Below are 13,859 nucleotides of genomic sequence, written 5' to 3'. Positions count from 1 at the left end.
AAATTTGCTAAAATAATTATAACTTCACAGGTGGTGCAATGAGTAAAAATATTTTTTCAGAACTTGAGAATCTAGGATTTAATAATATTAAAAATCTAGAAATATACAAAAATTCTAGTGGTGATAAAATCATGGAAAGTAATGAACCTAAAAAAAATACATTATCTCCTCTTTATAATAAAGAAATTATTTGTCCTGTTTGCAATAATACTTTTCAAGCAAAAGCAGTAAAATCTTCATTCTATAGAATGCTTAAAAAGGATTCTGATTTCTTTATAAGATATTCTTCCGTAAATCCATACTTTTATGATGTATGGGTATGCAATAATTGTGGCTATGCTGCTTTAAAAAGAGACTTTGAAAAAATTAGAGACTTTCAAAAAAGTTTAGTTAAAGAAAAAATTCAATGTTTATGGCACGGAAAATCTTATCCTGATGTCTATAATGTAGATATTGCTATAGAAAGATATAAATTAGCACTTTTAAATTATATCATTATAGATGCAAAATCTAGTAAAAAGGCTATGACATGTTTAAAAATAGCATGGATGTATAGATTAAAAGAAAATATAGAAAATGAGCTTTTATTTTTAAAAGAAGCATTAAATGGCTTTAACGATGCTTATTATAATGAAGATTTTCCTATTTACGGTATGAATAAATTTACTACGATGTACTTAATAGGTGAATTAAACAGAAGAATTGGTAAAGAGGATACTGCTTTAATATGGTTTGGTAACGTTATAACATCTAATCTAGCCTCTTCTAAAATTAAAGATTTAGCCAGGGATCAAAAGGATATTATAAAAGAAAAACAAACTTCTGAAAACAACCCTAATCCAATAAAAGAGAATCCAGATAAAATCCCCACTAAGAAAAAAGGTTTTCTTTCAAAATTATTTAACAGAAAGTAAAGCATGTAGCAATAGTTTTAATACTACATGCTTTAAAAACTATTTTTTTCTTTAATATATCTAAAAGTTCAGTTCCTACAAATAGTACTAAAAAATTTAATCCACAAATATCTACTTTTTACTCCACAATATCCCCACTTTTTTATTATTTGATTTAATAGTTTCGTGGATTATTTATTATATTTTACTTTCTTCATTCTATAATCATTTTATAATTTTATTTTATAAAAAGAATATAGCAATAGCTGTGAATATAAAATTTACAAAGCTTATAAAATCCTTGTAGGTTTAAAATCTAAATAATCACAGGACGTTAGTATGTATTCTATATTATCTATATTCCCTTCAAAGACTCTTTCCTTAGAAACTCCATGAAGATGGCCATATATTACCTTAGAAACATTATATTCTTTAAATATATCTATAACTTCTGATTCTTTTATTTTATCATTAGTTGGTGGATAATGAAGCATTACAATTATTTTTTTATAACCATCTTGTACTGCCTTATCTAAAGATAACTTTAATCTTAAAATTTCCCTATTATATATCTTTTCATCATGTTTAGTAAACTTATCTCCTCCAGGACATACCCACCCTCTAGTACCACATATAGCATAATCATTATATGTAAAATAATTATTTTGTATAAAATTCATATCACCATACAAATTGTTTAACTTAGTTATACTAGTCCACCAATAATCATGGTTCCCTCTAACCAATATTTTTCTTCCTGGCAAATTATGAATCCACTGAAGATCCATCATACCTTCTTTCATTTTCATAGACCAAGATATATCTCCTGCTATTAAAACTGTATCCCTATTTGTTATGAGTTCTAACCAATTTTTCTTTATTTTTTCCTCATGATTACACCATTTTTCCCCAAATATATCCATAGGTTTATCTGTAGTAAATGCCAAATGAAAATCTGCTATTGCATACATTGCCAATATATTCACCCTCTGTCTATTTGTTGGTCTACATCCATTACATAAGCTATAACTTTAGCTACAGCATCATATAATTCATAAGGTATCGCACTATCAATATCCACACTAGTAAGTAAATTAGATAGTTCCTCGTCATAAACTATAGGCACACTATTTTCCTCTGCCCTCTCTATTATCTTATCTGCCACATACCCCATACCAGCAGCAGTAACTACTGGAGCATCATATCCATCAAACTTTAAAGCTGCTGCTTTTTTACTTTTCATACCCATTCCTCCTTAGATTCAGGAGATACTTATACCATAACATTCAATGTGGTAATATCATTATCTTGGAAAAAATCCCTACAACCAGTTAGACTTACTTCCTCTTCCCTCTCTTCAATACTAATAGATATATTATACCCTGTATCATCTAGACTGTTCAATATATTATCCTTGCCATAATCTAAAATTTTCATCCATCTTCTATCACATTTTATCTTTATATCCATTTTCATATTGTTTACACTTATAAAACCATCAACTACTCCCATATTTAAAGTTTTTATAGAAGTAGCTATTTTAGCGTTTTTACTATCTATTTTTTTACCTTTTCTTCTTTCATCCTTTATTATAAGTTTGCAATCATACATAGAATCCTTTATATCAATAGGAACATCTAAATAATAATATTGATTTGACACGGTATTAAATATTTTAAAATTACTTATATCCTTTTTTATAACCTGTATCAATCTGTCAAATATCTCAGGAATAAACTCCTCTTTTTTCTGTAAAAATTCCTTTATAGTATTTTTCATATCCTCATTTTTACAACTGATCTCTTTTTTTACGGAGGTACTTATATCCTCAAAATAATTTTTTTTAGAATTTAAAACTATCTTATCTGTATCTTTGTCCAATTCTTTAATATTTACACTTAACTTTTCATAATCTTGTCCCACCTGGCTATTTCCTTTAGTAGTTTCTAATTTTAACTTTAAAGTCTCTTCTCCCAAATTATCCTTTAAATTAATTATTCTTTCTTCTCTTTTTATTAGTATATTATTATCTTTGATTTTATTTTTATCACTTATTTTTTCTAAGGTATTTAAAACTTCATTACCCTCGCCTTCTAAAACCTCAGTATTATTTAACATATTATTACTACTTTCATTTTCCATAAGCCTTTTTAATTTATCTAAGCTATTAAATACAACCTTAGATCCTTTAAATACTTTATTGAAACTTTTTATATTTTCTTCGGATAATTCCACATCATTTTCAAAAAAAGTTAATAAATCATCCTCTGTTATATTTTTTAATTCTCCAAAAAAACCTTTTAGTATTTGCTTTGTATTTTTATATTCTTGAGAATTTATATCATATCCCCTGTTATCTAAATATTTGTCTATAAATTGTTCTTCATAAGAGGGGTCCTTATTTATTCTATTTATAAAATCTGTAATCGTTTTTACTTTTATAATATTATCTTTTGTAAGAGGCATATTATACTTTATCATTTTTTGTAATAGGGGATAGTCCTCTTTGTTTATCTTTATATTTTGTTGTTTTAATATATATTCTATAGAATCTTCACTTAAATTTTCATCTGACTGCCTATTATTTAAAATTTCTAATAATATTTTCCCTTCCTCAAACCCATTAACTTTAAACCTTATATTACCAGAAGGTTGATAATCAAGTGGTATTTTTAACTTGGCAGGGAATTGCCATCCTTCCATCATTCTTAATAATACTTCACTATTCCCCTCATCTAAATTAATAACTCTTGCTAAAAAAACCTCTCCTATTTCAAAAGAAAGTTTACTTATCAATTTTTTAGCATCTACACTATTATATAAACTATTAACATTCCAAATTCCTGCCATGAAAAACACCTCCAATTTATTATCGTCTACTTAATAATAATACTAAGTATAATAAAGGTTGTTGGCATAATACCAACAACCTTTATTATATTTATATATATATTTTTTTAATTTACAAAACCTTTTTCATTTTCATCCTTATGAAGAATTGGTGATATTTTTTTATAGGTACCCATAGTTATACAAGATACAAATATTCCCTTAATTATGTTAAAAGGAACTATAGACCAAAGAATAAAGCCATTTATATTTGTAATGGATGGATTAACCTTATGTGCCATTGAAACAAAGTCTTCTATTGGAATATGAAGTACTTTCTGATATAAAGGTAATAGTAAATATATATTTAATACCCCTGCTGCTATTGACATAAATATAGTTCCTAAAGCTAGTCCAATAAAAGCTGACCTTCTACTCTTATTCTTTTTATATACATAACCAGCTACTAGAACCATTACAGATCCAACTAAAAAGTTAGCTAGTTCTCCTACAAAGGCAGTTTTGGTAGCAAATATTCCATGAAGTATGTTTTTAAATAACTGAATTATTACTCCTTCTACAGGTCCTAATGCAAACGCTCCAAGTAATGCTGGCAAGTCACTTATGTCTATCTTTAAAAATTCTGGAAACAAAGGCACAGGTAGTTCAATATACATAAGTAAAAAACCGATAACAATCAATAATGATACCTTAATTAATCTGCCTAATTTTTCATTTCTCATAATTACACCCTCCTAATTCTTAACTTTTAGGATAGTGGCATAATATAAAAAGCCCTGATAAAAATATATCAGGGCATAAAAACAACAATATTATACCTTCTCCCATCCAGACTATACTGTCGGCTCTGGAATTTAACCAGATCTGCCTTTCGGCTCGCGGGCTATAACCGCCGGTGGGGAATCACACCCCGCCCTGAAGATAGTTATTAAACTATTTTACTATAATTTATTATATTCTATTTTTATTAAAAATTCAATATAAAACTAAAAGTAAATATTGGTTAATTTCTACTCTTCTTTCATACTCAAGGCTATTCTTTTTCTCTTTTCATCTATTTCCAATACTCTAACCTGAACTATATCTCCTACTTTAACTACATCTAAAGGATGCTTAACAAAACTATTTGATAGCTGACTTATATGAACTAACCCATCTTGATGTACTCCTATATCTATAAAAGCACCAAAATCTGCTACGTTTCTTACAGTACCCATAAGTAACATACCTGGCTTTAATGAAGCTATATCTGTAACTCCTGTTTTAAATATAGGTTTTGGTAATTCCTCTCTTGGGTCTCTTCCTGGTTTTTTCAATTCTTTAATTATATCTTTTAAAGTTAAAACTCCTATTCCCAATTTATCAGCTAAATCATTTATTCCTATATTATTAACTCTATGTTCTATATCCAATAACTTATTATTTTTTAAATCTTCTATAGAATAATTCAATATAGTTAATAATTTTTTTGCTCCATCATAGGATTCCGGATGTACTGAAGTATTATCAAGGGGTTCCTCACTTTCCATAACTCTTAAAAATCCTGCACATTGCTGAAAAGCTTTTGCTCCCAATCTTTTTACTTTTAAAAGTTGCTTCCTATTTTTAAATTTACCAAATTCTTCTCTAAAGGCTACAATATTTTGAGCTATACCTGAATTAATCCCAGACACATATGAAAGTAGTGATGGGGTAGCAATATTTAAGTCTACTCCCACATTATTTACACAGTCCTCAACTACACCTGTTAAAGACTCATCCAATTTTTTAGTAGCAACGTCATGTTGATACTGTCCAACTCCTATAGACTTAGGATCTATCTTTACAAGTTCAGCTAATGGATCTTGTAATCTTCTTCCTATAGATATAGCACCCCTTATTGAAACATCTATATCTGGATACTCTTTTGCTGCAAGTTCTGAAGCAGAGTAAACAGATGCTCCCGCCTCTGAAACTATAACATAATAAAGTTCCATTCCTTTTTCTGCTTTTACTTCTTTTATAAGTCTTGCTATAACCTCTTCTGATTCTCTACTGGCAGTACCATTTCCTAATGAAATAACGTCTATATTATAATTATAAACCAATTCCTTTAGCTTCCTTATTGATCCTTCTACGTCATTTTGAGGTGCAGTAGCATAAATTGTAGATATGTCTAAAAGCTTTCCTGTATCATCTAATATGGCAATCTTACAGCCAGTTCTAAAACCTGGATCATATCCTAAAACTACTTTACCTTTTATAGGCGCTTGCATAAGTAATGATTTTAAATTTGCTTTAAAAATTTCAATAGCCCCTTCTTCTGCTCTGTTAGTAAGTTCTGATCTTATTTCTCTCTCTATAGAAGGATATATCAATCTTTTCAATGAATCACTTACACTTTTCTCTAAATGTACATCTGTAATATTATTTCCCTTTAATATTTTAGACTTTAAATATTCTATTATTTTATCGTTATCAACAGTTATCTTAACCGATAGTATTTTTTCTTTTTCTCCTCTATTTATTGCAAGTATTCTATGAGATGGGATACTCTTTACTGCCTCAGTATACTTATAATACATTTCATATGGAGTGGGTTCTTTACTTTCACCTGAAGTTTCTATTAAGCCTTCCCTGTTTATTAAATTTCTTATCCACTTTCTGTATTCTGCTTCATCAGAAATAATTTCACTTATAATGTCTTCGGCGCCCAAAAGAGCTTCTTCTGTTGAATTTACACCTTTATCCTCATTTAAAAATTCACTTGCAAACTTCTCTAGATCTCCTTTAAATTCTCCATTTATCATAACTTCTGCTAAGGGTTTTAATCCTTTCTCAACAGCTATAGTTGCCCTTGTTCTCTTTTTAGGTTTAAAAGGTCTATATAAATCTTCTACCTCTGTTAATGTATTACACTTTAAAATGCTATCTTTTAACTCCCCTGTTAATTTTCCTTGTTCATCTATTATTCTTATAACATCCTCTTTTCTTCCTTCAAGATTTCTTAAGTATGTAAGTCTTTCAAATAAATTTCTAAGAACCACATCTGTAAGTCCACCTGTTACTTCTTTTCTATATCTAGCAATGAAAGGAATAGTATTTCCTCCATCTAATAATTCAATAACATTATCCACCTGTTTTGTCCTTATATTTAATTCCTGTGATAATTTTTCTTGTATACTTTTCATTTCACCCTCCACACTTCCATTTTAATCCACAATTCTTTTTATTAAAATTATTGTACAACAGTTATATACTGTTTTGCAATGTAATATATTTTAAATGACAGTAGTTTTAAAGGAGATATTAATGTATAGAAAAGTTCATAACTTTTTAATTACCCTATGTTTAATAACCTTTTATTTTAATTTTAATCTATTTATAACAATAAAACCCTTTAGTAGCAACAATGTGATAAAAAATATTGAATATTTATCCTCTCAAGAGCTAAGAGGTAGGTTGCCTGGAACAATTGAAAATATACAGGCCGCCCAATACGTAAAAGATAAATTCATAGAAAATAAACTTAGTCCCTTTAATAATAATTATTACCAAAGCTTTCAATATTATTATCCCGAGAGAATAGAAGGTGACCCATACTTAAAAGTTTTTAATGTTGATGGTGAATTAATACGCAATTATACATACGGTAAAGATTTTAAAGAAGATTTAATAAATTTTAGAAATAATAAAATAAGATTTAATAGAACCGCAAATTTAGTTTTTAAAAATGATTTCTTCACTATTTCTCAAGGTAAAGATGAAGTGCTATTTTTCACACCAGAAAAAGATAATCTTTCTTTTAGAAGCTCTTTTATGTATAATGCAAAAATGGATATGTATGTTATGGTTACTAAATCTACACGTGATGAATTAAAAAAATTCATTGACTCAGACTTTACAATAGAATGTTTTATTCCTTATAAAATATCCAAAACTAATCTATACAATATTACTGCAATGATAAATGGTGTAAACTCCGATAAATCTCCTATAGTAGTATCATCACATTTTGATCATGTAGGAACAGATTTATCTAATATAACCTATCCTGGTGCATTAGATAATGCATCTGGTACTGCTTTTGTAATTGAAATGAGTAAATATATAAATTCTTTAGGTAAACCTAAGAGGAATATTTTATTTTTATCCTTCAATGCAGAGGAATTCGGATTGATAGGCTCTACAGAATTTGCAAAAAAATATTATTCTTTATTAAAAAACAGTAAAATATTTAATTTTGATATGGTTGGTACAAATAATTCTGCCCCTCTTTGTATAATGGGTGGTAAAAAAGATTCTGTATGCTCACCAATTATAAAATCTGTTTCTGATACTTGTTCAAAAGAAAAAATTTATTTTAATTATCTCTTTGATGATTCAAGTGATCATTACTCCTTTAGAAAATTAGGGATAGACGCTATAACTTTTATAGATAATGATGTAACTAGAATTCACACACCTAATGATAAAGCTACATTCATAAGCAGTAAATCTATAGATAGATGTTTCAAAGTAGCCTCAAAGGAAATAATTAAAAATGCCTTTGATAACGATCCTTTTATACTTTACAATAACGAATTAACATTAGCTTCTTTAATGTTTATAATTATATTATTCATTTTAGAATGCAAAGATATGGAATAAAGGTGCTATATAGCACCTTTATTTACTATTTTGCTTTAAATATTCAGTTATAAACAAGTCTATTCCTCCATCCATTACTAAAGATAGATTGCTAGTCTCCGCACCTGTTCTATGATCTTTAACTAAATTATATGGGTGAAATACATATGATCTAATCTGACTTCCCCATCCCATATCTTTCAATTCTCCTGCTAAATCCTCTATTCTTTCCTTATGTGCAGCTTCTTTTAATTCTATAAGCTTCCCCTTTAACATCTTTAAAGCTGTTTCTTTATTTGAATGTTGGCTTCTTTCATTTTGGCACTGAACTACTATGCCTGTAGGTATATGAGTTATTCTTATGGCTGACTCCGTTTTATTTACATGTTGCCCTCCTGCTCCACCAGAACGGTAAGTATCTATTCTTAAATCATCTGCTATTATTTCTATATCTTGACTTTCGGTAAGTTCCGGTAGCACCTCTAAGGATGCAAAGGAAGTTTGTCTTTTACCATTAGCATTAAAAGGAGAAATCCTAACGAGTCTATGTATTCCTTTTTCTGCTTTTAAATATCCATAAGCAAAATCTCCACTTATTTTTAAAGTTACACTTTTTATTCCTGCCTCGTCTCCAGGTAAAAAATCTAAACTATCTACTTTAAATCCTTTTTTTTCTGACCATCTTGTATACATCCTAAGAAGCATTTCTGTCCAATCCTGTGCATCCGTTCCCCCTACTCCTGCATGTAGAGTTATTATGGCGTTATTTCTATCATATTCTCCAGATAAAAGGACTTCAACTCTAAAACTTTCAACTTCTTCTTGTAGGTTATTAACTTCCCTAATAATCTCTTCTACGGAATCTTTATCTTCTTCTTCAGACATTAATTCTATAAAAGTTTTATTATCCTCTATTCTAGACAAAAATTCATTATATTTTTCTACTCTACCTTTTAGGAATTTTTCTTTTTGAGTAATTTTTTGTGCATTTTTTATATCTTCCCAAAAATTCGATTCCTGCATTTTATTTTGCAATTCTTCTACTTTAAGTTTAATATAAGGCAGGTCAAAGTGAACCACCTATCTCTTGCAAAATATTTTCAAGATTAGTAAGAATAACTGTAGCTTCTTCTAATTCTAAAATCATTTAATCAACTCCTTATTGTTTCATAAATAAAATGGAGAACTAAGTTTTTATAAATTATAACTTTAAATTCTCCATTCTTATTATCCTATATTAAGCTTCTCTACCACAACAATTTTTATACTTCTTTCCACTACCACATGGACATGGGTCATTTCTTCCCACTTTATTTTCTTTTCTCACTGGCTGTTTCTTTGTTCCATCTGAACCATCATAATTTGTTGATGTTTCTTTAGCTACTCTTTCTCTTTCTGGAGCCCTTTGTATCTGAACATGGAATAAATACTTAATAGTTTCACCCTTTATGTTATAAATCATCTCTTCAAACATTTCGCTACCTTCAAACTGGTATGCTTGAACAGGATCTTGTTGCTTATAAGCTCTAAGGCCTATTCCCTGCTTTAAATGCTCCATATCATCCAAATGATCCATCCATTTTGTATCAACAACTCTTAAAAGAATAACTCTTTCTATTTCTCTCATTTGTTCTGAAGAAAATTCTTCTTCTTTTTCTTTATACATATTGAATGCTATACTATAAAGTTTTTCTTTAATTTCGTCATTAGATAATTTGCTTAAATCTTCCACCTTAATATAGTCTTTTGGTAAATAAATATCTTCTAAGTATCCTATGAGATTTCCAAGTTCTCTTTCATATTCTTCCTCAACCCCAGATATATGTGAATCAACTGCAGAATAAATTAATCCTTTTATCATTTCTTCCACTTGTTCTTTTAGGTCTTCCCCTTCAAGAACCTGGGATCTTTGTTTATATATTATTTCTCTTTGTTTGTTTATAACATCATCGTATTGAATTAAAGTTTTTCTTATATCAAAGTTATTTCCTTCTACCTTTTTCTGTGCATTTTCTATAGCATTACTTACCATTTTACTTTCTATAGCTTCATCATCGCCAAGACCTAATTTTTCTACAACACCTTTTAATTTCTCTGACCCAAATATTCTCATTAAATCATCTTCCAATGATACATAAAATCTTGATTCACCTGGGTCACCTTGACGTCCTGAACGTCCTCTTAGCTGATTATCAATTCTTCTTGATTCATGTCTTTCTGTTCCTATTATTTTTAATCCACCAGCTTCTACTACACCTTCTCCAAGTTTAATATCTGTACCACGGCCTGCCATATTCGTAGCTATAGTAACCATACCGTATTCACCAGCATGAGATATTATTTCAGCTTCCTTTTCATGGTATTTAGCATTAAGAACCTGATGTTTAATACCCTTTTTCTTTAACATTTCAGATATAAGCTCTGATTTTTCTATACTTACGGTACCTACAAGTGAAGGCTGACCTTTTTTATGTGTTTCAACTATTTCATCAACAATAGCCATAAATTTTCCCTTGGCAGTTTTATAAACTAAATCAGGTTGATCAATTCTTATAACAGGTTTATGAGTTGGAACTACTATTACATCAAGTCCATATATCTCTCTAAACTCTCCTTCTTCTGTTTGCGCTGTACCTGTCATACCTGATAATTTTTTAAACATTCTAAAATAATTCTGATAAGTTATAGTAGCTAAAGTTTTGGACTCTCTTTCAACTTTAACCCCTTCTTTAGCTTCTATAGCTTGATGTAATCCATCACTGTATCTTCTTCCTTCCATAACTCTACCAGTGAATTCATCAACTATCATTACTTCTCCGTCTCTTACTATGTAATCCTTATCCATCTTCATCATATAGTTAGCTTTTAATGCCTGAACCACATGATGCTGTATTTCCATATTATCTGAATCAGCATAATTTTCCACTTTAAAATATGCTTCCGCCTTTTTAACTCCTTCATCGGTAAGTATTACAGAATTAGCCTTTTCATCTACAGTAAAATCCGTTTCCTTTATTAATGATTTGGCAAAATAATCTGCCACTTTATAAAATTCAGTGGACTTTTCTCCTTGACCTGATATAATAAGAGGTGTTCTGGCTTCGTCTATTAATATAGAGTCTACCTCATCAACTATTGCAAAGCTTAATCCTCTTTGAACTCTCTCTTCTTTATAAACAACCATATTATCTCTTAAATAATCAAAACCAAATTCACTGTTTGTTCCATAAGTTATATCACAGTTGTATGCTTCCTGTCTTTGTGTTTGATCTAAATCATGTAGTATTACTCCAGCAGTAAGACCTAAAAACTCATATACTGGTGACATTAAATCCCTATCTCTTTTTGCTAGATAATCATTTACAGTTACTATATGAACGCCATTTCCAGCTAAAGCATTTAAATACGCAGGAGCTGTAGCTACTAATGTTTTTCCTTCACCTGTTTTCATTTCCGCTATTCTTCCCTGATGAAGGACAACCCCTCCTATTAACTGCTCTCTATAGTGTTTTAATTCTATAGTTCTATAGGCTGCTTCTCTTACTACAGCAAATGCTTCTACTAATATGTCATCTAATGTTTCACCGTTTTTTAATCTCTCTTTAAACTCATCTGTTTTAGCTCTTAACTGCTCATCAGTCATAGCTTGCACTGATGAATCTAGGGTCTCTATTTTATCTACTATTGGAATGATTCTTTTAACTTCTCTGTCGCTATATGTACCAAAAATTTTTTGCAATATTCCCATTCTTTTCATCCTCGCTATTATAAAATTCTATAATATAGTATACCTTATAGATTATAACATCTAATTAAATGCTATTCAACTTATCTGAAAACAAATACTTAGTTAATTTGTAAATTTTTCATAAATATAATAATAAAAAAGAGAGGTATAACCTCCCTTTTATTTAAAATTCTGGCTCTATAAGACCATAGTTTCCATCTTTTCTTTTATATACAACATTAACCTCTCCGTCATCTGCACTCTCATATACAAAAAAGTTATGTCCTAAAAGTTCCATTTGTAAAACAGCTTCTTCTGCTGACATAGGTTTAATGGCAAATTTTTTAGTCCTTACTATACTAGGCTCTTCTGCCCCTTCTTCTTGTATTATATCAGGTATAAATTGGAACTTTAAAGCGCCCTCATGGTATCTCCTTTGTAACTTAGTTTTTTGTTTTCTTATTTGTCTTTCTAATTTATCAACTACTAAATCTATAGAAGCATACATATCTTCAGTAGATTCTTCTCCTCTTAATATTACTCCATTGAAAGGGATTGTAACCTCTATTATTTGTCTAGCCTTTTGAACACTTAATGTAGCATGGGCCTCTACATCAGGACTAAAATACTTTTCTAGCTTTTCTATTTTTTTCTCCACAACGCCTCTTAATGCTTTTGTAATTTCAATATTTTTTCCTGTAACAGTTATTCTCATATCTTCAGCCCCTCTCTTTACTCTATATAGAGTAATGTTTGTTTTGTTACTTATATTCTAATACTTAATAGCTTAAATAACAAGATTAATTATTCTAAATTTACAAAATATTAAATAAATTAAACTTTCATTTATTTTAATTTTCTAACTATTTTACATTTAATTAATTTTACTAAAAATTAAAGCCTTTGTTTTACAACAAAGACTTCAAACTATTAAGTCAGCTGACCTGATCTTTGACCCCACACTCGCCTGCTGGAGCTTTTGCTACTAGGAATTAACCCCTCACTACTTACCCTCTCGCATAAAACGGCAGGACTTACTTCTAAGCCGCACCATGATCATTAAACATTTTATTTAACTTACGTGGATCGTTTTGCCTGCGACTGGCTTCGACTTTCAACCACAGACCTAACTTAATACACTAAAAATTATACATCACTTTTGGCTGCAGTCAAGATAAATATTTCCTTTGCACCACTATCAGATAAAGTCTTCGCACAATAAAAAGCTGTAGCTCCAGTGGTTATAACATCGTCAACTAGTAAAACATTTTTATTTTTAATTTTATTTATACCCTTTAGATAAAAGGAATCTTTTATATTATTCCATCTATCTTTTCCACTTAAACCTATTTGATCCTTTGTACCCTTTGACTTTTTTAAACAACTACATACAGGCTTATTAATTTTATCTCCTATATTCTTTGCCAAAAATCTGCTCTGATTATATCCTCTACTTTTCAAAGCTTTATGGGATGAAGGAACATAAGTAATTACATCTACAGGTATATCCTTTTCCTTTATTTTAACTATCATAAGATTTGCTATTTCTTCTCCTGCCTTAAAGTCACTTTTATATTTTAATGCTAAAATCAACTCAAGCATACTGTAAGAATAATAACATACACTATTACATATAAATTTATAGTTATAACTTTCTATTGTGAATTCTTCATTGCAAAATTTTAACCTCTTCTTACATAAATTGCATAAATAAGAATCCTTTGTAATATCTCTACATAGTGCACACTTCAAATCATTATCATATACAATAGAGCAAAGAC

Annotated in this window: 11 protein-coding genes and 1 riboswitch; of the genes, 2 read left to right on the top strand and 9 right to left on the bottom strand. The window is 29.3% G+C overall.

Translation table 11 applies throughout. The features are described 5' to 3' along the window. Positions 1–38: 38 nt before the first annotated feature. On the top strand, positions 39–914 hold the full coding sequence (locus EJL03_RS07650; RefSeq protein ID WP_125153379.1) for a DUF2225 domain-containing protein: 876 nt from the start codon (positions 39–41) through the stop codon (positions 912–914). A gap of 269 nt (positions 915–1,183) precedes the next feature. On the opposite strand, the gene EJL03_RS07645 is transcribed toward EJL03_RS07650, so the two are convergent. From EJL03_RS07645 to EJL03_RS07625, 5 genes are all read right to left on the bottom strand, one after another. Then, positions 1,184–1,870: a metallophosphoesterase gene (locus EJL03_RS07645; protein WP_125153378.1), complete on the bottom strand. Its 687-nt coding sequence runs from the start codon at positions 1,868–1,870 to the stop codon at positions 1,184–1,186. A 5-nt stretch (positions 1,871–1,875) separates the two neighbouring features. Next, positions 1,876–2,142 carry an EscU/YscU/HrcU family type III secretion system export apparatus switch protein gene (locus EJL03_RS07640; RefSeq protein WP_125153377.1) on the bottom strand — a complete coding sequence of 89 codons (267 nt, stop codon included), beginning with the start codon at positions 2,140–2,142 and terminating at the stop codon, positions 1,876–1,878. 23 nt (positions 2,143–2,165) lie between these two features. Beyond that, complete coding sequence (locus EJL03_RS07635) at positions 2,166–3,743, bottom strand: hypothetical protein (RefSeq protein ID WP_125153376.1); 1,578 nt, start codon at positions 3,741–3,743, stop codon at positions 2,166–2,168. Positions 3,744–3,850: 107 nt separating this feature from the next. Then, positions 3,851–4,465 (bottom strand): ECF transporter S component, encoded by a 615-nt coding sequence (locus EJL03_RS07630; RefSeq protein ID WP_125153375.1) that lies wholly within the window; start codon positions 4,463–4,465, stop codon positions 3,851–3,853. 90 nt (positions 4,466–4,555) lie between these two features. After that, positions 4,556–4,670, bottom strand: a riboswitch (FMN riboswitch). Between the two features lie 83 nt (positions 4,671–4,753). Beyond that, positions 4,754–6,913: a Tex family protein gene (locus EJL03_RS07625; protein WP_125153374.1), complete on the bottom strand. Its 2,160-nt coding sequence runs from the start codon at positions 6,911–6,913 to the stop codon at positions 4,754–4,756. Positions 6,914–7,136: 223 nt separating this feature from the next. Here EJL03_RS07625 and EJL03_RS07620 point away from each other — a divergent pair, with 223 nt between their 5' ends. After that, a complete protein-coding gene (locus EJL03_RS07620; protein WP_164509034.1) occupies positions 7,137–8,372 on the top strand; it encodes a M28 family metallopeptidase in 1,236 nt (411 codons plus the stop codon). An 18-nt stretch (positions 8,373–8,390) separates the two neighbouring features. On the opposite strand, the gene prfB is transcribed toward EJL03_RS07620, so the two are convergent. From prfB to EJL03_RS07600, 4 genes are all read right to left on the bottom strand, one after another. Beyond that, positions 8,391–9,498 (bottom strand): peptide chain release factor 2 gene (prfB, locus tag EJL03_RS07615; RefSeq protein WP_125153372.1). Its coding sequence is split into 2 segments (ribosomal slippage): positions 8,391–9,419 and positions 9,421–9,498, totalling 1,107 coding nucleotides; the frame shifts between segments, so codons are not numbered across the junction. Between the two features lie 90 nt (positions 9,499–9,588). Next, a complete protein-coding gene (gene secA, locus EJL03_RS07610) occupies positions 9,589–12,099 on the bottom strand; it encodes a preprotein translocase subunit SecA (RefSeq protein ID WP_125153371.1) in 2,511 nt (836 codons plus the stop codon). 163 nt (positions 12,100–12,262) lie between these two features. Beyond that, the gene (gene hpf / locus EJL03_RS07605) at positions 12,263–12,793 is read right to left on the bottom strand and encodes a ribosome hibernation-promoting factor, HPF/YfiA family (protein WP_125153370.1); all 531 of its coding nucleotides are present in this window, start codon (positions 12,791–12,793) and stop codon (positions 12,263–12,265) included. Between the two features lie 431 nt (positions 12,794–13,224). Further along, positions 13,225–13,830: a ComF family protein gene (locus tag EJL03_RS07600; protein WP_243108675.1), complete on the bottom strand. Its 606-nt coding sequence runs from the start codon at positions 13,828–13,830 to the stop codon at positions 13,225–13,227. Positions 13,831–13,859: the final 29 nt, after the last annotated feature.

The sequence above is a fragment of the Clostridium rectalis genome (genome assembly GCF_900626095.1).
Classification (GTDB): Bacteria; Bacillota; Clostridia; order Clostridiales; family Clostridiaceae; genus Clostridium_AS; species Clostridium_AS rectalis.
The sequence above is the reverse complement of the archived record's forward strand: the minus strand, read 5'-3'. Positions and strand labels throughout refer to the sequence as shown.

What these genes read in the sequence shown, in the direction of transcription:
- EJL03_RS07650 (WP_125153379.1), top strand. Translation starts at nt 39, where the DNA reads ATGAGTAAAAATATTTTTTCAGAACTTGAGAATCTAGGATTTAATAAT.
- EJL03_RS07640 (WP_125153377.1), bottom strand. Translation starts at nt 2,142, where the DNA reads ATGGGTATGAAAAGTAAAAAAGCAGCAGCTTTAAAGTTTGATGGATAT.
- EJL03_RS07635 (WP_125153376.1), bottom strand. Translation starts at nt 3,743, where the DNA reads ATGGCAGGAATTTGGAATGTTAATAGTTTATATAATAGTGTAGATGCT.
- EJL03_RS07630 (WP_125153375.1), bottom strand. Translation starts at nt 4,465, where the DNA reads ATGAGAAATGAAAAATTAGGCAGATTAATTAAGGTATCATTATTGATT.
- EJL03_RS07625 (WP_125153374.1), bottom strand. Translation starts at nt 6,913, where the DNA reads ATGAAAAGTATACAAGAAAAATTATCACAGGAATTAAATATAAGGACA.
- secA (WP_125153371.1), bottom strand. Translation starts at nt 12,099, where the DNA reads ATGGGAATATTGCAAAAAATTTTTGGTACATATAGCGACAGAGAAGTT.
- hpf (WP_125153370.1), bottom strand. Translation starts at nt 12,793, where the DNA reads ATGAGAATAACTGTTACAGGAAAAAATATTGAAATTACAAAAGCATTA.